This window comes from Micromonospora sp. WMMD961, from assembly GCF_029626145.1.
Lineage (GTDB): Bacteria > Actinomycetota > Actinomycetes > Mycobacteriales > Micromonosporaceae > Micromonospora.
The window spans coordinates 2,887,501-2,907,754 of the sequence record NZ_JARUBJ010000002.1 but is presented as its reverse complement, the minus strand read 5'-3'; the positions used below and the strand labels follow the sequence as shown (position 1 = coordinate 2,907,754).

At 70.9% G+C, this 20,254-nt stretch carries 14 protein-coding genes and 2 rRNA genes (1 of these 16 cut by a window edge); 3 read left to right on the top strand and 13 right to left on the bottom strand.

The window, feature by feature from the left end; all coding sequences use genetic code 11:
• The 4 genes from O7614_RS13710 to recN form a co-directional block, all read right to left on the bottom strand.
• A complete protein-coding gene (locus O7614_RS13710) occupies positions 1-867 on the bottom strand; it encodes a hypothetical protein (RefSeq protein ID WP_278138826.1) in 867 nt (288 codons plus the stop codon).
• A gap of 73 nt (positions 868-940) precedes the next feature.
• Positions 941-1,882: a copper transporter gene (locus tag O7614_RS13705; RefSeq protein ID WP_278138825.1), complete on the bottom strand. Its 942-nt coding sequence runs from the start codon at positions 1,880-1,882 to the stop codon at positions 941-943.
• 27 nt (positions 1,883-1,909) lie between these two features.
• Positions 1,910-3,088: a putative cytokinetic ring protein SteA gene (gene steA, locus O7614_RS13700; protein WP_278138824.1), complete on the bottom strand. Its 1,179-nt coding sequence runs from the start codon at positions 3,086-3,088 to the stop codon at positions 1,910-1,912.
• 119 nt (positions 3,089-3,207) lie between these two features.
• Positions 3,208-4,965 (bottom strand): DNA repair protein RecN, encoded by a 1,758-nt coding sequence (gene recN, locus O7614_RS13695; protein ID WP_278142254.1) that lies wholly within the window; start codon positions 4,963-4,965, stop codon positions 3,208-3,210.
• 89 nt (positions 4,966-5,054) lie between these two features.
• On the opposite strand from recN, the gene O7614_RS13690 reads away from it, so the two are divergent.
• On the top strand, positions 5,055-6,074 hold the full coding sequence (locus O7614_RS13690; RefSeq protein WP_278138823.1) for a helix-turn-helix domain-containing protein: 1,020 nt from the start codon (positions 5,055-5,057) through the stop codon (positions 6,072-6,074).
• Between the two features lie 58 nt (positions 6,075-6,132).
• On the opposite strand, the gene O7614_RS13685 is transcribed toward O7614_RS13690, so the two are convergent.
• The 5 genes from O7614_RS13685 to O7614_RS13665 all read right to left on the bottom strand — a co-directional run bounded on the left by O7614_RS13685 (position 6,133) and on the right by O7614_RS13665 (position 12,766).
• A complete protein-coding gene (locus O7614_RS13685; protein ID WP_278138822.1) occupies positions 6,133-9,855 on the bottom strand; it encodes a S8 family serine peptidase in 3,723 nt (1,240 codons plus the stop codon).
• Positions 9,856-10,013: 158 nt separating this feature from the next.
• On the bottom strand, positions 10,014-10,898 hold the full coding sequence (locus O7614_RS13680) for an NAD kinase (RefSeq protein ID WP_278138821.1): 885 nt from the start codon (positions 10,896-10,898) through the stop codon (positions 10,014-10,016).
• A 91-nt stretch (positions 10,899-10,989) separates the two neighbouring features.
• A complete protein-coding gene (locus tag O7614_RS13675) occupies positions 10,990-11,856 on the bottom strand; it encodes a TlyA family RNA methyltransferase (RefSeq protein ID WP_278138820.1) in 867 nt (288 codons plus the stop codon).
• 38 nt (positions 11,857-11,894) lie between these two features.
• Complete coding sequence (locus tag O7614_RS13670; protein ID WP_278138819.1) at positions 11,895-12,170, bottom strand: hypothetical protein; 276 nt, start codon at positions 12,168-12,170, stop codon at positions 11,895-11,897.
• A complete protein-coding gene (locus O7614_RS13665) occupies positions 12,167-12,766 on the bottom strand; it encodes a hypothetical protein (protein ID WP_278138818.1) in 600 nt (199 codons plus the stop codon). The genes O7614_RS13670 and O7614_RS13665 overlap by 4 nt, the downstream gene beginning before the upstream one ends.
• A 111-nt stretch (positions 12,767-12,877) precedes the next feature.
• Between O7614_RS13665 and O7614_RS13660 the strand changes: the two genes are divergently transcribed.
• Entirely contained in the window at positions 12,878-13,216 is a 339-nt protein-coding gene (locus O7614_RS13660; RefSeq protein ID WP_278138817.1) for an SCP2 sterol-binding domain-containing protein, read from the top strand.
• A 45-nt stretch (positions 13,217-13,261) separates the two neighbouring features.
• On the opposite strand, the gene O7614_RS13655 is transcribed toward O7614_RS13660, so the two are convergent.
• Both O7614_RS13655 and O7614_RS13650 read right to left on the bottom strand, forming a co-directional pair.
• On the bottom strand, positions 13,262-14,293 hold the full coding sequence (locus O7614_RS13655; RefSeq protein WP_278138816.1) for an HAD-IIA family hydrolase: 1,032 nt from the start codon (positions 14,291-14,293) through the stop codon (positions 13,262-13,264).
• Positions 14,290-15,249 (bottom strand): Replicase polyprotein 1ab, encoded by a 960-nt coding sequence (locus O7614_RS13650; protein ID WP_278142253.1) that lies wholly within the window; start codon positions 15,247-15,249, stop codon positions 14,290-14,292. Before O7614_RS13650 ends, O7614_RS13655 begins: the two co-directional genes overlap by 4 nt.
• On the opposite strand from O7614_RS13650, the gene O7614_RS13645 reads away from it, so the two are divergent.
• Entirely contained in the window at positions 15,238-17,139 is a 1,902-nt protein-coding gene (locus O7614_RS13645) for a hypothetical protein (RefSeq protein ID WP_278138815.1), read from the top strand. The genes O7614_RS13650 and O7614_RS13645 overlap by 12 nt on opposite strands.
• Before the next feature lie 90 nt (positions 17,140-17,229).
• Here O7614_RS13645 and rrf read toward each other — a convergent pair.
• A 5S ribosomal RNA gene (rrf, locus tag O7614_RS13640) occupies positions 17,230-17,346 on the bottom strand.
• Positions 17,347-17,433: 87 nt separating this feature from the next.
• Positions 17,434-20,254: ribosomal RNA gene (locus tag O7614_RS13635) — 23S ribosomal RNA — on the bottom strand (it continues 288 nt past the right edge of the window).

Genomic DNA, 20,254 nt, shown 5'->3' with positions numbered 1-20,254 from the left:
TCAGTCGGCGCGTCGGCCCAGTGCGTCGAGCTCACGCAGCCCCGGGGTCCGCTGGATCACCGCCGTGAAGCTGACCTTCTCGCTGGCAGCGGTGAGCCCGGCGAGCACCGCGAGCAGACCGGCCCGGCCGAGCGGACCGGTGCGGGCGGCGAGCGCGACGCCGAGCAGCGCGCCGAGCGCGTTCGCGCCGCTGTCACCGAGCATCACGTCCTCGCTGAGGTCGTCGCGGAGCAGACCGGCGGCGGCACCTGCGGCACCTGCGGCGATCCCGCCGTGTGGGCCACCGGCCAGCGGCGCGGCGAGCAGCAGCCCGGACTTGATCGCCCGGCCCGGCCGCAGGTCGAGAAGGTTGAGCAGGTTGGCCGTGCCGGCGATGACCCCGGCGCCGAGGAGCAGGTCGGTGTCCCGGCCGATCGCGCCGTGGCGCTGCCGGCGCGGATGCGCCGCGACCCGGTGGTCGGCGGCCAGCAGCGCGGCGGCGCCCAGGCCGGCGGCGCCCACCCCGGCGACCTTGACCAGGCCCGCGGTGACCCGCCCCTCGCGCAGCGCGGCGAGGTGACCGGCGAAGCCCTTCGCCGCCTTCTGCTCCGGCCGCGCGCCCACCACGTCGTCGTACAGGCCGACGGCACCGGCGCCGAGGCCGGCGACCAGGGCCGCCCCACCGGAGGCGCCGCTGGTGGCACCGAACGCGCCGACCGCTGCCGCGCCCGCGGCGAGCGCCGGCCCGGCGGCCAGGCTCACCGTGCGGCCACGGAAGTTGGTGCGGTCCAACGCGGGACCGGCCGGAGACGTGCGGACCTCACGCAGCGCGTACCGGGCCGCCGCGGCGCCGGCGCCGGCGAGCAGCAGCCGACCCAGCGTCCTCATGCCGCCACCCTGCTGCGCCTCGGGTGCGCTCGCTCACGCGCGTCGGTTACGGACACCGGGGTACGTCGTTCGCTCACTGGGGCAGTCTAGGCAGCAGGGACGGGGCGTTGTCGCCGACGCCGTACTGCCCGGCCTTCTTCTCGGTGAGCTGCTCCACCAGGGCGAGGCTGGTGACCAGTTGGCCCTGGACGGTGTTGGCGTTGTCGACCGTGGAGATGGTCTGCGCGAGCACCGGGTCACCACGGACCACTGCGACCAGGTTGCCGCCGACGGAACCCTTGCCGGCCACCACTATCGAGCCGGTCCGGTCGAACTGCTCGGCGATCTTGACAACCGACTCGTCCCGCTTCTCGGAGTCCTTGTCGACGTACGGCTGGCCACTGACCACCACGACCGCCTCCGCCGAGCCGGTGACCTTGTTGTTGTCGGTGGTCAGGTAGCCGGCGTTGTTGTAGGCGGCGAGCACTGCCCGACGGTCGGCGTCGCTGACCGGCGCGACGCCCTGGGCACGGTCCAGCAGGACGCTGGCCAGCAACGCGCTGGAGGTCTCCACACCGTGCCCGTTGCCCGGCAGACCGGTGGTCTGCGCGGTGGGGCGGGCGGCGGTGACGGCCAACTCCAGCAGGTTGGTGTTGTTGTCCGGGTTGATGAACTTGTCCTGCAGTTCGACCCGGCCGGTCAGGGTGGCGCCGGCCTGCTGGAGCTTCTTGAGCACACCCTCGGTGTGGTCGCGCCCGTTGGGCAGCGTCAGCACCAGCACGCGACGCCCGGTCAGGGTGCCGGGGAGGATGACCTGGGAGATCTCCTCGGCGAAGTCTTCCTCCAGCGCGAGCTGCTTCTCCATGTTGTTGACCTGCTGGCGCCAGTTCTGGTTGTCCTTACGCAGCCCGGTGACCTGTCCCTCGAGCGAGTCGGCGACCGGGCCGTTGAGGGCGGCTGTGCCGACCACCAAGCCGATCGCCAGAGCCAGGAAGACCGCGGTGAGGGACACCACGTGGTAGCGGAAGTTGATCACGCTTGCAGCCTCTTGATCGGTCGGGAACTAGAACAGCCGGTACAGCTGGAACACGAGATTGTCCCACCATTCGGCGACCACGCCCAGGTACGCCTTCCCGACGGTCGACACGGCCACCGCGGACGCCATCGCCGCGATCGCCGACAACACCAGCAACAGCAGCGACGAGCCGGAGATGCTCTGCCGGTAGAGCCGGCTCACACCCTTGGCGTCGACAAGCTTGCCACCGACCTTGAGCCGGGTCAGGAACGTCGAGGCCATTCCGCCTCGACCCTTGTCGAGGAACTCGACCAGGGTCGCGTGGGTGCCGACCGCGACCAGCAGCGAGGCGCCCTTCTCGTCGGCGAGCAACATCGCCAGGTCCTCGCTGGTCGCGGCGGCCGGGAAGGTGATCGCCGGGACGCCCAGACCGTTGACCCGGGGCAGGCCGGGCGCCCGACCGTCCGGGTACGCGTGCACGATCACCTCGGCGCCGCAGCGCAGCACGTCGTCGGTGACCGAATCCATGTCCCCGATGATCATGTCCGGGGTGTAACCGGCCTCGACCAGCGCGTCCGCGCCTCCATCGACGCCGATGAGCACCGGCTTGAACTCCCGGATGTACGGGCGCAGCACGTCCAGGTCGGCCTTGTAGTCGTAGCCGCGCACCACGATCAGGCAGTGCCGGCCCTGCATCTGGGTCTCGATGTCCGGAACGCCCACGCCGTCGAGCAGCAGGTCGCGCTCCTGGCGCAGGTAGTCCATCGTGTTGGCGGCGAACGCCTCCAACTGCACCGACAGACCCTCCCGGGCGTCGGCCATCGCCTTGGCGACCGACTCGGCGTCCTGCAGGCTGCCGTGGGCCACCGGCTCGTCACCGGCGAAGACCGTGTTGCCCTCGATGCGGACCTGGTCGCCCTCGCGGATCCGCTCGAAGACGCCCTCGCCGAGGTCGTCGAGGAGCGGAATGCCGGCGGCGATCAACACCTCCGGGCCGAGGTTCGGGTAACGGCCGGAGACCGACGGCTTGGCGTTGAGCACCGCCCCGACACCGACAGCAACGAGCGAGTCGGCTGCCACCCGGTCCAGGTCGACATGGTCGATGACCGCGATGTCACCGGGTCGCAGCCGACCGACCAGGCGTTTCGTCCGGCGATCAAGGCGCGCGGTGCCGAGGACTCTGCCCGGGTCGGGGTTCCGGTTCCGGCGCAACGTGGGTAGACGCATCGTGACCATCCTGGCATGTGAGGCAGGCTTTTCTGTCGCGACATGCCTGAGCAGGGCCGCCTACCCAGGGAAGCACACGTCGGCACAAGCCGGTGTGCTTGCGCTCACAATACGCGGCGTCACAACCGCCTTTCCTTGGCGGCCACGGCCAGAAGCTCCTCGGCGTGAGCGATACCCAGATCCGAATCCGGCAAACCCGCCAGCATGCGGGCCAGCTCACGGGCCCGCTCGGTGTCCTCCACGACCCGCACGCCGCTGGTCGTCACCGCGCCACCAGTGTCCTTCGCCACCACCAGGTGCCGATCGGCGAACGCGGCCACCTGCGGCAGGTGCGTGACGACCAACACCTGGTGGCTGCGGGCCAACCGGGCCAGCCGCCGGCCGATCTCCACCGCCGCCTGACCGCCGACACCCGCGTCGACCTCGTCGAAGACCAACGTGGGCGGGCCACCCGAACCGGCGAAGACCACCTCGATGGCGAGCATCACCCGGGACAGCTCACCGCCGGACGCGCCGCGCTGCAACGGCAACGACGGCGCGCCGGGGTGGGCCAGCAACCGCAGCTCCACCTCGTCACCGCCGTCCGGGGTGACACCCACCTCGACACCGTTGACCGAGAGCGTCGGCTCGGCCCGCCCCGTCGGGCGCGGCAGCACCGCCACCTCGATCCGCGCGTGCGGCATGGCCAACCCGGCCAGCTCCACGGTCACCTGGTCGGCGAATCGGATCGCCGCCTCCTGCCGGGACGTCGACACCCGCCCGGCCAGGTCCGCCACCTCGACGGCGAGCCGCTGACCCTCCCGCTCCAACTCGTCCAGCAGATCGTCGGAGGTGTCCAGGTCGGACAGTCGGGTCCGCGCCCGATCGGCCCAGGCGATCACCCCGTCGACGTCGTCGGCGTACTTACGGGTCAGGGCGCGCAGCGCCGCCCGCCGCTCGTAGACGTGCTGCAACCGGGCCGGGTCCGCGTCGAGCGTCGCCAGGTACGCCGACAGCTCCGCCGACACGTCGGTGACCAGGGTGGCCGCCTCCTCCAGGCGGGAGGCCAACTCACCCAGCGCCGGATCGGTGCCGGCCTGCGCCTCCAAGGTCCTTCGGGCGGTGCCGAGCAGCGCCGCCGCGTCGGGTGTCTCGTCGGTGGCCTCCGCGCCACCCGCCACACACTGCTGGGCGATCTGCGCGGCCGTCCGCAGCCCCTCGGCGTGCTCCAGCCGCTGCGCCTCGGTCTTCAGGTCGTCGTCCTCACCGGGCTGCGGATCGACCCGGGTGATCTCGTCGAGGCCGAGCCGCAGCAGGTCGGCCTCCTGGTTGCGCTCGCGGGCGTTGCGCCGTCGGTCGGCCAGGTCGTCGACGACCCGCCGCCACCCCGTGTACGCCTCACGCAACGCGTCGAGCAGCTTCTCGTGCGCGGGACCGGCGAACCGGTCCAGTGCGGCCCGCTGTTCGGCCGGGCGCAGCAGCCGCAGCTGGTCGGACTGCCCGTGCACGGCGACCGCCTGCTCACCGACCTCACCGAGCATCGACACCGGCATGCTCCGGCCGCCGACGTGGGCGCGCGAGCGCCCCTCCACCGTCACCGTGCGGCTCAGCAGCACCGAGCCGTCGTCGTCGGGCTCCCCACCGGCCTCGCTGATCCGCGCGTGCACGGCGTCGGCGACCCGCCCGTGCAGCCGCAGCCGCCCCTCCACCACGGCACGGCCGGGCTGGGCGCGGACCCGCCCGGCGTCGGCCCGACCTCCGAAGAGCAGGCCGAGGCCGGTGACCACCATCGTCTTGCCCGCACCGGTCTCGCCGGTGATGACGTTCATGCCGCCGGTCAACGGCAGCGTGGTGTCCTCGATGACGCCCAGTCCGGTGATGCGCAGCTCTTCCAGCACAGCCACCGACAGTAGACGCGAGGGCCGACACTTGACCAGCCGACGGGCCCCGGCACGGCCGACACCCGGCCGACGTACAGTTCTGCCCCGTGTTGGACGTGATCGGCCTGACCTCGGCTGAGGAGGAGCTCTACCGCTGCCTGCTCCAGCTCACCGCGGCGCGCGTCGACGACCTGGTCCGCCGCCTGCACCGACCGCGCGAGCAGGTCGTCGCCCAGGTCGAGGCGCTGCGCGCCAAGGGACTCGTGCAGCCCACCGACATCGACCCGGACGCGCCCCTGCGCCCGACCGCCCCGGACGTCGCCCTCGGCGGGGCGCTGCTGCGCCGCCAGGAGGACCTGGAGGCCGCCCGACGCCGGGTCACCCAACTGGCCGAGGAGTACCGCTCCGGGCTGCGGAGGCACCACGGCGACCACCTCGTCGAGGTGATCACCGGTGCCGGGGTCCTCCGGGACCGCCTGCGCGACCTGCAGAACTCGGCGCGTACCGAGGTGCTCTGGTTCTGCCGGGCCAATCCCCTCGCGATGGCCGGGCCGGAGAACGTCGAGGAGTTCGACGCGCTGGCCCGGGGGGTGAGCTACCGGGCCATCTACGAGCGTGACCTGCTGCTGGAACCGGGAGCGCTGACCGACCTGGCCAAGGGTGTCGCCGCCGGTGAGCAGGCCCGGGTGCTGGACCGGTTGCCGGTCCGACTGGCCATCGTGGACGCCAGCACCGCCATCTGCCCGCTGGTCCCGGACCGCGACGGTGGGGAACCGAGCGCCGCCGTGATCGGCCGCAGCCAACTGCTCGACGCCCTGCTCGCCCTCTTCGAGAGCCACTGGCGGGTCGCCACCCGACTGCGGCTCGACGACCCCCTCGCCGTCGCGGCAGCCGAGGGTCGGCGGCCGGAACCGGCGGACCATCCGGGCGACGGTTACCAGCCCGACGCCGACGAGGCACGGCTGCTGTCGCTGTTCGTGGCCGGGGTACCGGACAAGTCCATCGCCTCGCAGCTCGGGGTGAGCCGCCGGACCGTGCAACGCCGGATCGCCGACCTGATGGCCGCCGCCGGCGTGGACACCCGACCCGGTTTGGCGTTCCAGGTCGCCCGACGCGGCTGGCTCTGACCGCCTCCGGGCACCCGGGCGGGGTGGGACGGCTCGGGGCCGCCCCACCCCGCGCCGATCAGCGCAGCCCGTACGCCTGGAGCACCGTCTGGTCGACGGTGTTCCCGGCCCGGTCGGCGGCGTGCACCCGCAGCGACACCGTTCCGCGCCCCGCCGGCACGGTCGCGGTGTACCGGGTGCCCGACCCCTTGGTCGACGCGGTACGCCAGGTGACGCCCCCGTCGAAGGAGACCTGCACCCGGACGCTGGTGCCGGTCGGCGCCGGCACTCCGGCCGGCTGCCGCAGGGTCAACGCCACCTGGTGCGGCCGGTTGCCGCGTACCGTGCCGAGCAGGTCCGCCGGCACCTGGTAGTCCACCTGCAACAGCGACAACGGCGCAGCCGCCTCGCCCGCCGGCCGGGCCGAGGTGAACTCCCAGGCCGTGTCGGTGCGGGTGCCGTAGCGCCACTCGGCCGAGGACCTCTTCGTGGTCAGGTCCAGCCGGTAGCGGGCCCGGCCCGGGGTGGCGGGCACCGGGGCCCACCCGTCGGAGAGATCGGCGATCTGCTGCCCGTTGCGGCTGACCCGGGCCTCGACGGTGTCCGACTCCTCACTGTTGCCGGCCACGCTGTAGTGCCCCTGCGCGTCGACGAACTCGGGCACCCGCAGGTCCAGGCTGTCACCGGTCCGGGTGGGCACCGACGCCCCGCTGGCCGGGACGGCCGGGCGGACCACCGGGGCGTGCCACGTCTCGGTGGCCCGGTCGTCGGCGGCGTACCGCCGGGGCTCCTGGGTCAGGCCGCCGGCCAACTGCCCCCACTGCATGAACATGGACTTGTGCAGCACCCGGTGCTGCCACCAGGAGTCCCCGGCGCTGACGAACTCCTGCCGGGTGGTCCCGTTGCGGACCATCCGCTGGTCGTCGTTCCAGGCGTACTCCTGCCACGGACGCCAGCCGAACCGCTCCTCGGTGGCCCAACCCGCGCCCATGTCGGCGTAACTCGCGGTCACCTCGGCGGTGTTCTTCGCGGTCACCGTGTGCACGATCCGCTCCGGCACGCGGCCCTTCGACACCTGCCACACGTCGTACAGGTAGGGGCTGTCCACGGTCAGCGTCAGGTCCAGCGTCGCCCGGCCCTTACGCGCCGCCGCGATCAGCCGCTGCCCGTCGTCGTACGCGACCACCATCGCCGGGATCGGCAGCCGCTCACCGGCGGGCCGCCACACCGTCCACGCGCTCTGGTCCTCGGGACGGACGATCAGCACCGCGGCGGCGCCGGCTGCCGCGGCGGCGGCCACCTGCTCCTCCTCCGAGCGGTTCGGATCCGCGCCGAGCAGCACGGCGGCACCCCGCACCCGGGTCAGCTCGCCGGGGGTGCCGGTGCCGGCCCAGACCAGCGGCAGTTTGCGCCGACCGGTCGGCGCCGGCGACGTGCCCAGCAGGTTGATGTCCGCCGCACCGGACACCCCGCTGATCTTCGCGTCCACCATGGGAGCGACGAGCTGCCAGCGCGAGGCGAACTCGAACTCACCCTGACGCACCTGCCGGGTCGGCGTGACGTTGACCTGCTGAACGGTGCTGTAGGCCATCACCCCGTGGTCGATCTGCCGGCCGTTGCCCAGCACCCGGTGCACGTAGTAGCTGAGCGTGGCCCGCTGCTCGCTGGGCTTCGGCGTCTCGATGCGTACCGGCGTGCCCTTGCGCGCGTCGAGCACCACGGTCAGGTCCCGGTCGACGGTCACCTCCGGCTCGATCATCTGGGTCATCTGCTCGTCCAGGGGTACGCCGTGCGTGAGCAGCGCGGTCAGCACGTACGTGCCCTCCTCGACCTGCAGGGTGCCCTCGCCACCCCACAGGCCCCAGAAGTCCGACTCGGGCTGCTCACCGAAGAAGGTCAACCCCGGCGAGAGGCCCGGTTGACCCTGCCGGTCCAGCAGCTTGATGGTGACAAGGTGCTGCGGACCGCTGACGGTCAGCCCGACCGGGGTACGCACGGCGACACCGTCGGTGCCGGTCGCCACCAGCCAGCCACCGTGCGGGCCCCGGGCCAGCTTCGCCGGGTCGGCCCGCAGTGGCACGGCCACGCTGCCACCCGCCGGAACCGTCACCTCGCCGGAGGTCACGGCGACCCCGTCGGCCTCGACCGCGCCGGTGTCCAGGTTGCGCAACTCCAGGGCCAGCCGCAGGGTCTGCGCGGTCTTCGTGCCGTTGGTGTACGTCACGGTCCGCTCGACCGCCGCACCGCCGGTGGAGATCCGGCCGAAGTCCGCGGTGGCCGACGCGTACACCCGCTGCCCGAGTGCCCGCGCCACGTCGACCCGACCGCCACCCTGCTCGAACACGGTCAACGCCGGGTTGGCCTTCGTGGTGCTGACCAGAGCGTCCTTGAGCTTCCCGGCAGCCCAGTCCGGGTGCTCCTGGGCGAGGATCGCCGCCGCGCCGGCCACGTGCGGGGTCGCCATCGAGGTGCCCGACGCGGTCGTGTAGGCGTCGCCCACCGGCGTACCCATCGTGGTCCCGGCGGCCCGCGCGGCGATGATGCCGACGCCCGGTGCGGTGATCTCCGGCTTGAGGCCGTTGTCGCCGAGCCGCGGACCACGGCTGGAGAAGTCGGCGAGATTGTCGTCGCGGTCCACCGCCCCGACGGTGAGCGCCGCCGCGGCCGCGCCCGGCGCGCCGACGGTACGCGCAGCACCCGAGTTGCCGGCGGCGACCACGAACAGCGCGCCGGTCTCGGCGGTCAGGTCGTTGACCGCCTGGCTCATCGGGTCGGTGCCGTCGGTCGGGTCGCCACCGAGGCTCATGCTGACCACCTTCGCGCCGGAGTGGGCGGCCCACTCCATGCCGGCGATGATGGCCGAGTCGTAGCCGGAACCGTTGTCGTCGAGCACCTTGCCCACCAGCAGCTGCGCGCCGGGGGCCACGCCCTTGCGCAGCCCGTCGGACGCCGCCCCGCTGCCGGCGATGGTGGCCGCCACGTGGGTGCCGTGGCCGTGCCCGTCGCGGGCGCTGCCGCTGCCGGAGAAGTCCTGCGCCTCGGCGATCCGTCCGGCCAGGTCGGGGTGGGTGGCGTCGACGCCGGTGTCGAGCACCGCCACCTTGACGCCGGCGCCGTCACGGCCGGCCGCCCAGGCCGTCGGGGCGCCGATCTGCGGCACGGAGTGCTCCAGCGCCGGGCGGACGCGCCCGTCCAGCCAGATCCGCGCGACGCCAGCACCCAGCCGGGGCGCGGCGGCAGTCGTGCTCCGGCTGGCCGGCGTGCCGGCGAGCGTGGTCCACAGGCCACCGAGGTCACCCTTGCCGACCCGCAGCGCGGCGCCGTTGATGCTCTCCAGCGGCCGGGCGTCGGTGGTGCCGGCGAGGGGTCGCACCCGGCCGGCAGCGGGCTCCTGGTAGCGCACGATCAGTGGCAACGCGCCCTGCGCGGCGTCGCCGTAGCCGTCGGCGGCCAACTCCTGCACGTCGAACAGGTCGGCGTCGAGGACCCCGCTGGAGACGTAGGGCAGGGCGTCGCTGGGAAGTACCCGTAGCGTGCCGTCGACCTGCATGGTCTGGAAGACGATCCGTTCACGCCCGGGTCCCGGACGGACGGTGGCGGCGACCCGACCAGGTGCCGCTGGTACCAGGTCGACCTGGTCGCCGGTGATCAGCGTGATGCGGACGGGTGCGGCGTGCGGGGTGGGCGTGCCCGATGTCGGGCCGGTGGGCCGGGCGGGCGGGTCGGCGGACGCCGGTGCGGCGAGGCCGACCACCAAGGCGCCGACCGCACCGACGGCGAGCCAGCGTGGGGACCAGTGCATGCGATGTGCTCCTCTACTCCTCCAGGCCCGCCATCCGTAGATGAGGGCCGATCGGAGTCTGCGTCGGAGCCTGTCACCAGGTCACTAGTCACCAGCCGCCGCAGCGGCGACATGTCGTCAGGTGGACAACCGACGTCCACCGTCGGTGTGCGTCACGGTCACCGGCGGCTGCCCCGCCAACCGTGCACCGGCAGGCCGAACTTGGCGACCAGCCGGTCGGTGAACGGTCGGGGTCGCAGCCGCACGATACGCACCGGCAGGGCACCCCGACGCACCGTCACCCGGGCGCCCGGCGGCAGGTCGTAGACCCGACGCCCGTCGCAGGAGAGCACGGCGAGGGTGGTGAACGGGTCGACAGTGATCACGAAGGTGGACGTCGGAGCCGTCACCAGCGGGCGGCTGAACAACGCGTGCGCGCTGATCGGCACCAACAGCAGCGCCTCCACCTCCGGCCAGACCACCGGGCCGCCGCCGGAGAACGCGTACGCGGTGGAGCCGGTGGGCGTCGCGCAGACGACACCGTCGCAGCCGTAGCGGGACAACGGGCGCCCATCCACGTCGACGAGCAGTTCGAGCATCTGCGCCCGCTCGCCCTTCTCGATGCTGATCTCGTTGAGCGCCCAGGACTCGATGGTCGGCCCGCCGTCGAACTCGGCGGTGACGTCCAGGGTGAGCCGCTCGTCGACGGTGTAGTTGCGACTGACGACGTCACGTACCGCGACGTCCAGGTCGTCGATCTCCGCCTCGGCCAGGAACCCCACCTTGCCGAGGTTGATGCCGAGCAGCGGTGCCATCGCCGGGCGGGCCAGCTCGGCGGCACGCAGGAAGGTGCCGTCACCGCCGAGCGCGAAGACGATCTCGGCACCCTCGGCGGCCTTCTGGCCCGCGACCGGCACCACACCGGGCAGGTCGAGGTCCTCGGCCTCGTCGGCGACCACCCGTACCTCGAAACCCGCGTCGATCAGGTCGGCCGCGACCGACCGGGCGTGCTCCGTGCTACGGCGACGACCGGTGTGGGTCACCAGCAGAGCGGTCCGGCTCATCGGGTCGCCCGCCCGTCCCGGACCTGGCGGCGCCGCACCACCGTCGCTCCGCTCCCACCGCGTGTCGTGGCGGTGCCCCCGCTGCGCGCGTTCACCCTGCGACCTCCTCCGCCGCCGCCGTCACGTCCGGCACGCCGCCGGCCGCTGTCGGGCCGTCCGGCCCGGCCGCCACCACGGCCCGCACCCGTTGCGGATCGGCCGGCGGTGCGCCCCGGCGCAACCATACGAAGAACTCCACATTGCCGCTCGGCCCGGGCAGCGGGCTGGCCGCCACGTCGGCCAGCCCGAGGCCGAGCGTGGCCGCCGCCGCGGCCACGTCCAGCACCGCCTCGGCGCGCAGCTCCGGATCGCGGACCACACCACCGGTGCCAACCCGTTCCTTGCCCACCTCGAACTGCGGTTTCACCATCAGCGCCAGGTCACCGTCGTCGCGGGTGCAGCCGGCCAACGCCGGCAGCACCAACCGCAGCGAGATGAACGACAGGTCGGCCACCGTGAGGTCGACCTGCCCACCGATCGTGTCCGGGTCGAGGGTACGAACATTCGTGCGTTCCAGCACCCGTACCCGCTCGTCGGTGCGCAGTGACCAGGCGAGCTGCCCGTAGCCGACGTCCACCGCCACCACCTCGGCGGCGTCGGCGCGCAACAGCACGTCGGTGAAGCCACCGGTCGAGGCGCCGGCGTCCAGGCAGCGCCGGCCGGCGACCCGAAGCCCACCGGCGCCGAACGCGGTCAGCGCGCCGGCCAGCTTGTGCCCGCCCCGGGAGACGTACTCCTCGGTCGGGTCCTCGCCGGTCACCAGCAGCGGATCGGCGGGGTCGACCATCGCGGCGGCCTTACGCGCGACCACCCCGCGCAGCTGGACCCGGCCGGCCTCCACCAGCCCGGCGGCCTGCTCCCGGGAACGGGCCAGACCGCGGCGGACAAGTTCGGCGTCCAGCCGGTTACGACGTGCCATGGGTGGTTCTCCGGTCTGCTCAGTCCTGGCCGTGCCGCTCAGGTCTGGTCGATGGTGGCGAGGGTTTCCCGCAGTGTCTCGTAGGCCGCCTCGTACTGCGCGATCTGGTCGGCCGGGGCGAGCGTCGCCGCGTTGGTCATGGCCTGCACGGCGGCGTCCACCGCCGGGTGCCGCGCCGTGTCGTCCCCCACGTCCGGCAGCGGGCCGGGGCGGGAACCCGCCGCAGGACCGGGGCGGGCCGGGAACGACCCACCTGCCGGCGGACCCGGCCGGGGCGGGAACGACCCGCCAGCCGGCGGGTGGGGCCGGCTCATTCGGCGGCGTCCGGTGGCTGCTTACGGACCGCCTTCTTGGCGGGCATGGCCGCCGGAGTGGGCGCCTCGTCGTCGGTCCGGCTGATCGTCGCCGGTGGCTTCTTCGCGATGGCCTTCTTGGCGACCGCCTTCTTCGCCACTGCCTTCTTCGCTGCGGGCTTCGCGACCGCCGGCGCGGAGACCGGGGCGCCCGCCGGGCCGTCGGACGGCACCAGACGGTCTCCCGGCCGCGCGGCGAGGGTCGGGTCGGGTCGCTCCGACGCAACGGCGCTCGGCGTGTCCGCCGGCTCGGCGGCGCGCGCCTCGCGCAGCTGCCGTTCCAGGTCGTGCACCCGCCGGGTCAGCTCGGCCACCTCGTCCGCGGTGGCCAGGCCGACCGCGCCGAGAGCCCGGTCGACCTCGAAGCGGACCAGCTTGGTCAGCGCCTCCCGGTTGGCGGCGCCGGTGGTGACCAGCTCCTCGCCGAGCGCCTGGAGTTGGGCGGCGGTCGCGCCACCGGAGCCGACGAGGCGACGTGCCACGTCCTGGGCCTTCTTCCGGGGCGCCTCCGTGAGGCCCATGGCCAGTTCGAGGTAGGCGCGCCACGCGTCCTGCATGCCTGAGTCCTTCCACGGGGCGGAGTGTGCAGGTGTCACGCTACCGGGCACCCCGGACTGTGCCGTGCGGTACGGTGCCGAGGACGGCGTGGCGATGATCGAGGGGGACATGTGGCCAGCGTGGACGAGTGCCGGCAGGCGTTGCAGGAGCTGGCCGCCCGGCTGGACCGCAACGCGGAGACGGTGCGCGAGCGGATCGATCTGGACCGGACGCTGGCCTGCCGGATCACCGACCTGGACGCCGCGTTCCACGGCCGCATCACCGGCGGTCGACTCGTCGAGCTGACCGACGGCGACGACCCCAAAGCCAAGATCGCGTTGAGTACGTCCAGCGACGACCTGCTCGCCCTGGTCCGCGGCGACCTGGACGTCACCGGCGCGGTGGCCTCCCGCCGGGTGTCGATCAAGGCGAACCCGTTCGACCTGCTGAAGCTGCGCAAACTGCTCTGATGGACGCCACCTGTCTGACCCGGGTCGGGCAGTGGCGACCAGGAATCAGGCAGCGGCGGTCAGACCGAAGCTCTCCACGGCGTGCGTCGCGTCCGCGCCGATCGGGCGGATCTTCGGCAGCGTCGGCTCCGACGCCGACCAGGCCACCGCACAGAGCGCCGCCAGCGCGTCCAGCGGCCGACCCGACCCCGCCAACTCCAGCGCACCGTCGCGGTCGGTCACCGACCAGCCGCCGACGTCGGCCGGGCCCGGGACCCGCACGACGGCCGCCGGGTCGAAGAGCCCCGCCAGGTCCCTCGCGACGTACGTGGGCCGCCGCCGCGGTTCGGCGGCCAGCAGATCCGCCACGCCGCTGACGCCGGTGAGCACCAGCAGACTGTCCAGGCCGGCCCGGCGGGCGCCCTCGATGTCGGTGTCCAGCCGGTCACCCACCACCAGGCTCCGGCCACCACCCCCGCGCCGAGCGGCCGTCTCGAACAGCGCCGACTCCGGCTTGCCGACCACCACGTCCGGGTCCCGCTCCAGCGCCGTCCGCAACACGGCCACCAGCGACCCGTTGCCCGGCAGCGGGCCACGTCCACTGGGCAGCGTCCGGTCGGTGTTGGTGGCGATCCAGAGCGCACCGGCCCGCACCGCGACCGAGGCCTCGGCCAGTTCGGCCCAACCCACCTGCGGGCCGTACCCCTGCACCACCGCGGCCGGGTTCTCGTCGGCCTGGGTGACCGGGGTCAGGCCGACCGCGCGCACCTCCGCGCGCAGCGCCTCCGCGCCGACCACCAGCACCGGCGCGCCAGCGGGAAGCCGGTCGCGCAGCACCTCGGCCGACGCCGCGGCGGAGGTGAGCACCTCCTCCGGTCGAGCCGGCACACCCATGCCCGTCAGCAGGGCGGCGACCTCGCTGGACCGACGGGACGCGTTGTTGGTGGCGTACGCCACCGCCACCTTCTCGTCGTGCAGCCGGGCCACCGCCTCGACGGCGCCGGGGATCGGCCGGTCGATCAGGTAGATCACACCGTCCAGGTCGAAGACGACCAGGGTGTACCCGTCGACCAGCCGCTCCCCGGCGTCCGCACTCATCGCTGCGTCGACCCCGACTCGTCGTCCCGGGCCAGAGCGGTCCGGTCGGCGCTCGTCGCGGCGTCGGACGTCGCGCTGTCGTCGGAATCGGTGTCCGGATCGGCGTTGCGCGCGGCCTCGTCCGGGTGACGGTCCTCGTCCTCGTCGTCGAAGCCCTCGTCATCGCCGGAGCGACCGACGACATCGTCCCGTTCGTCGTCGTCGAAGTCGTCGCCGTCCTCACGGTCGTCGTCGTCTTCGTCGTCCTCGTCGTCTTCGTCGTCCTCGTCGAAGTCCTCGCGGTCCTCGCCGGTCAGGTCGGCGTCCGGTTGGGCCGGGACCGCGCCGGGAGCACCCGGGCCCGCGGCGATCTCCTCCGCGGCCTCGTCCTCCTCGTCGCCCTCGATGACGACGCCGTCGAGTTCCAGCAGCCGCTCGGCGGCGTCGGTCTCACCCTCGGTGTCGACGTCGGCAGCGCGGGAGAACCACTCGCGGGCCTCCTCACGCCGGCCCACGGCGAGCAGGGCGTCCGCGTACGCGTACCGCAGTCGCGCCGTCCACGGCACCGTCGCCTCGCTGGTGAGGTCCGGGACCTGGAGCATCGCGACCGCGGCGTCCTTCTGCCCGAGGTCCCCGCGCGCACCGGCAGCGACGATCAAGAGCTCGATCGCCACGGCCTGGTCCAGCTTGTCCCGGTCAGCGCCGCGGAAGAGGTCGATGGCCCGCTCGGGCCGGCCCAGAGCCCGCTCACAGTCCGCGAGCACGGCCAGGTGGCTCTGCAGCCCACTCATCCGGTGGTACGTGCGCAGCTCGGCAATCGCCGTCTGCCACTCCCCCGCGTGGTACGCGGCCAGGCCGACAGCCTCGCGGACGGCGGAGATGCGCGACGCGAGCCGCCGCGCGGCCAGCGCGTGCGCCAACGCCTCCGCCGGATCCTCGTCGATCATTCGACCTGTCGCGACCAGGTGCCGAGCCACCGTCTCGGCGACCGGCTTGTTCAACGAGAGCAGCTCAGCGCGAACATCCTTGTCGAGGTCGGCCGCGACGATGTCGTCCGGCAGCGCCGGAGCAGAGCTACGCCCGCCCTCGAACGACTCGGAGCCGCCAGCGCGGTCGTCGCGGCGGAACTCGCCCTCGCGACGCGGCCGCTCGTCGGCCCGGGAAGTACCCGCCCGGTCACCACCTCGATAGCCGCCGCTCTCGCGGTCGCCACCCCGGTAGCCGCCGCTCTCGCGGTCACCACCCCGGTAGCCGCCGCTCTCGCGGTCGCCACCCCGGTAGCCGCCGCCGTCGCGCGACCCACTCGGCCGCGCGCCGTCACGGTCGCCACCGCGGAAGCCACCCGAACGGGGAGCGCCGGCCTCACGACGGTCACCACCGCGGAATCCGCCTTCACGACGGTCGCCGCCACGGAAACCACCCTCGCGGTCACCACCACGGAAACCGCCGCCCTCGCGGGACGCACCAGGCCGCGAACCCGCGCGAAAACCACCTTCGCGACGGTCGTCGCCCCGGAAGCCACCCTCACGACGGTCACCGCCCCGGAAGCCGCCCTCGCGCGAAGCGCTGGAGCGCGAACCATCACGGTCGCCGCCCCGGAAGCCGCCCTCGCGGCGGTCGCCACTACGGTAACCACCCTCGCGGTCGCCACCACGGAAGCCACCGCCGTCACGACGGTCGCCACCCCGGAAACCACCGTCACGGTCACCGCCTTCACGACTGTCACCGCCACGGAAGCCACCGTCGCGCGGAGCGCTGGAGCGCGAACCATCACGGTCACCGCCACGGAAGCCACCCTCGCGACGGTCACCGCCACGGAAACCACCCTCGCGCGGAGCACCGGAACGAGAGCCATCGCGGTCACCGCCACGGAAACCACCGTCGCGGTCGCCACCACGGAAGCCACCGCCCTCGCGGGACGCACCAGGCCGCGAACCCTCGCGGAAGCCGCTCTCGCGGCGGTCGCCGCCGCGGAAACCACCCTCGCGCGGAGCGCTGGAGCGAGACCCGTCCCGGTCGCCGCCGCGGTAACCGCCCTCACGCGGAGCGCCCGAGCGCGAACCATCACGGTCACCGCCGCGGAAACCACCCTCACGGTCACCACCGCGGAAGCCGCCGCCTTCGCGACGGTCACCGCCGCGGAAACCACCCTCACGGTCACCACCGCGGAAGCCGCCGCCTTCACGGCGGTCACCGCCACGGAAACCACCGTCACGCGGAGCGCTGGAGCGAGACCCGTCCCGGTCGCCGCCACGGAAACCGCCCTCACGCGGAGCGCCCGAGCGCGAACCATCACGGTCACCGCCACGGAAACCACCGTCACGCGGAGCGCTGGAGCGAGACCCGTCCCGGTCGCCGCCGCGGTAACCGCCTTCACGGCGGTCACCGCCGCGGAAACCACCCTCACGGTCACCACCGCGGAAGCCGCCGCCTTCACGGCGGTCGCCGCCACGGAAACCACCGTCACGCGGAGCGCTGGAGCGAGACCCGTCCCGGTCGCCGCCACGGAAACCGCCCTCACGCGGAGCGCCCGAGCGCGAACCATCACGGTCACCGCCACGGAAACCACCCTCGCGACGGTCACCGCCGCGGAAACCACCCTCACGGTCACCACCGCGGAAGCCGCCGCCTTCACGGCGGTCGCCGCCACGGAAACCACCGTCACGCGGAGCGCTGGAGCGAGACCCGTCCCGGTCGCCGCCACGGAAACCAGAGTCGCGGCCGCCGGCGTAGCCGCCGCTGCTGTCGCGGTCGCCCCGGTACGGGGGCCGGTCTCGGTCGTCGCGGCGTGGGCCGCGGTCGCGTCCGCCCGCACCGTCAGTACGGTCTTCGTAACGACGGGGACGGTCTCCGCCCTGCGGTCCTGAACTCACAGGTACATCCTTCCTGATTGCGCCACCAATGGCGCTACGCAGTCGAGGGCCGACCCGGATGGGGCGGCCCTCGACTGGAAGATTGTCCGGCGGCGTCCTACTCTCCCACACCCTCACGAGTGCAGTACCATCGGCGCTGGAGGGCTTAGCTTCCGGGTTCGGAATGTAACCGGGCGTTTCCCCTCCGCCATGACCGCCGTAACTCTATGAACATATCAAACAACCCCCGGGCACACACACGCGGGTGTTCGCTCGTTCAGAGTTGCACAGTGGACGCGTAGCAGCTTAGTAGTCAAGTCCTCGGCCTATTAGTACCGGTCAACTGAACCCGTTACCGGGCTTACATTTCCGGCCTATCAACCCAGTCGTCTAGCTGGGGGCCTTACCCCACAAAGTGGGTGGGATACCTCATCTTGAAGCAGGCTTCCCGCTTAGATGCTTTCAGCGGTTATCCCTTCCGAACGTAGCTAACCAGCCGTGCCCTTGGCAGGACAACTGGCACACCAGAGGTTCGTCCGTCCCGGTCCTCTCGTACTAGGGACAGCCCTTCTCAAGTATCCTACGCGCACGGCGGATAGGGACCGAACTGTCTCACGACGTTCTAAACCCAGCTCGCGTACCGCTTTAATGGGCGAACAGCCCAACCCTTGGGACCTGCTACAGCCCCAGGATGCGACGAGCCGACATCGAGGTGCCAAACCATCCCGTCGATATGGACTCTTGGGGAAGATCAGCCTGTTATCCCCGGGGTACCTTTTATCCGTTGAGCGACACCGCTTCCACTCGCAAGTGCCGGATCACTAGTCCCGACTTTCGTCCCTGCTCGACCTGTCAGTCTCACAGTCAAGCTCCCTTGTGTACTTGCACTCAACACCTGATTGCCAACCAGGCTGAGGGAACCTTTGGGCGCCTCCGTTACCTTTTAGGAGGCAACCGCCCCAGTTAAACTACCCACCAGACACTGTCCCTGAACCGGATAACGGTCCGAAGTTAGATACCCAAATCAACCAGAGTGGTATTTCAAGATTGCCTCCACCCATACTGGCGTATGGACTTCACCGGCTCCCACCTATCCTACACAAGCTAATTCGAGTACCAATGTCAAGCTATAGTAAAGGTCCCGGGGTCTTTCCGTCCTGCCGCGCGTAACGAGCATCTTTACTCGTACTGCAATTTCGCCGGGCCTGTGGTTGAGACAGTGGGGAAGTCGTTACGCCATTCGTGCAGGTCGGAACTTACCCGACAAGGAATTTCGCTACCTTAGGATGGTTATAGTTACCACCGCCGTTTACTGGCGCTTAAGTTCTCCGCTTCGCCCCAAAGAGCTAACAGGTCCCCTTAACGTTCCAGCACCGGGCAGGCGTCAGTCCATATACATCGAATTACTTCTTCGCATGGACCTGTGTTTTTAGTAAACAGTCGCTTCCCCCTGCTCTCTGCGGCCATACAACGCTCCACCCGCGCGGGGCTTCACGTCTCCGGCCCCCCTTCTCCCTAAGTTACGGGGGCAATTTGCCGAGTTCCTTAACCACAGTTCGCCCGATCGCCTCGGTATTCTCTACCTGACCACCTGTGTCGGTTTGGGGTACGGGCCGCTAAGAACTCGCTAGAGGCTTTTCTCGGCAGCATAGGATCACTGACTTCACCTGAATCGGCTCGGCATCACGTCTCAGCCTTCATGTGGTGCGGATTTGCCTACACCACGGCCTACACGCTTACCCCGGCACAACCACCGGCCGGGCTCAGCTACCTTCCTGCGTCACCCCATCGCTTGACTACTACCCGCCAGGTTCCCACGCTCCCCAACATCAACCCGAAGGTCTCCGTCAGTTCGGGTGGTTAGCACAACGAGGTTCATCAGGGACGCTCTTTCGCGGGTACGGGAATATCAACCCGTTGTCCATCGACTACGCCTCTCGGCCTCGCCTTAGGTCCCGACTCACCCAGGGCGGATTAGCCTGGCCCTGGAACCCTTGGTCATCCGGCGGAAGGGTTTCTCACCCTTCTTTCGCTACTCATGCCTGCATTCTCACTCGTGCCGCGTCCACAACTGGGTCACCCCGCTGCTTCACTCGCGGCACGACGCTCCCCTACCCATCCACACACCTGCACGCACCATCAAGGGCACGCGTGGTTAAAATGTGAATGCCACAGCTTCGGCGGTGTGCTTGAGCCCCGCTACATTGTCGGCGCGGAACCACTTGACCAGTGAGCTATTACGCACTCTTTAAAGGGTGGCTGCTTCTAAGCCAACCTCCTGGTTGTCTATGCGACCCCACATCCTTTTCCACTTAGCACACGCTTAGGGGCCTTAGCTGGTGATCTGGGCTGTTTCCCTCTCGACTACGAAGCTTATCCCCCGCAGTCTCACTGCCGCGCTCTCACTTACCGGCATTCGGAGTTTGGCTGATTTCGGTAAGCTTGTGGGCCCCCTAGACCATCCAGTGCTCTACCTCCGGCAAGAAACACGCGACGCTGCACCTAAATGCATTTCGGGGAGAACCAGCTATCACGGAGTTTGATTGGCCTTTCACCCCTAACCACAGGTCATCCCCCAACTTTTCAACGTTGGTGGGTTCGGCCCTCCACGCGGTCTTACCCGCGCTTCAGCCTGCCCATGGCTAGATCACTCCGCTTCGGGTCTAGGACACGCGACTGAATCGCCCTATTCAGACTCGCTTTCGCTACGGCTCCCCCACACGGGTTAACCTCGCCACATGCCACTAACTCGCAGGCTCATTCTTCAAAAGGCACGCCGTCACCCCGCAAGGCTCCGACGGATTGTAGGCGAACGGTTTCAGGTACTATTTCACTCCCCTCCCGGGGTACTTTTCACCATTCCCTCACGGTACTCGTCCGCTATCGGTCACCAGGAAGTATTTAGGCTTACCAGGTGGTCCTGGCAGATTCACGGCAGATTTCAGGGGTCCGCCGCTACTCGGGAACACCCACAGAAGGTCAGCAACTTTCACCTACCGGACTCTCACCGTCTACGGTCAGCCATTCCAGACTGTTCGACTAGCCACTGACTTTGTAACTCCTCGAACAAGTGTCAGCTTGTTCAGCAGGGTCCCACAACCCCGACCACGCAACCCCTGACAGGTATCAC

Coding starts and splice junctions, on each gene's coding strand:
- O7614_RS13710 (WP_278138826.1), bottom strand. CDS start 867: ATGAGGACGCTGGGTCGGCTGCTGCTCGCCGGCGCCGGCGCCGCGGCG.
- steA (WP_278138824.1), bottom strand. CDS start 3,088: ATGCGTCTACCCACGTTGCGCCGGAACCGGAACCCCGACCCGGGCAGA.
- O7614_RS13685 (WP_278138822.1), bottom strand. CDS start 9,855: ATGCACTGGTCCCCACGCTGGCTCGCCGTCGGTGCGGTCGGCGCCTTG.
- O7614_RS13680 (WP_278138821.1), bottom strand. CDS start 10,898: ATGAGCCGGACCGCTCTGCTGGTGACCCACACCGGTCGTCGCCGTAGC.
- O7614_RS13675 (WP_278138820.1), bottom strand. CDS start 11,856: ATGGCACGTCGTAACCGGCTGGACGCCGAACTTGTCCGCCGCGGTCTG.
- O7614_RS13670 (WP_278138819.1), bottom strand. CDS start 12,170: ATGAGCCGGCCCCACCCGCCGGCTGGCGGGTCGTTCCCGCCCCGGCCG.
- O7614_RS13665 (WP_278138818.1), bottom strand. CDS start 12,766: ATGCAGGACGCGTGGCGCGCCTACCTCGAACTGGCCATGGGCCTCACG.
- O7614_RS13655 (WP_278138816.1), bottom strand. CDS start 14,293: ATGAGTGCGGACGCCGGGGAGCGGCTGGTCGACGGGTACACCCTGGTC.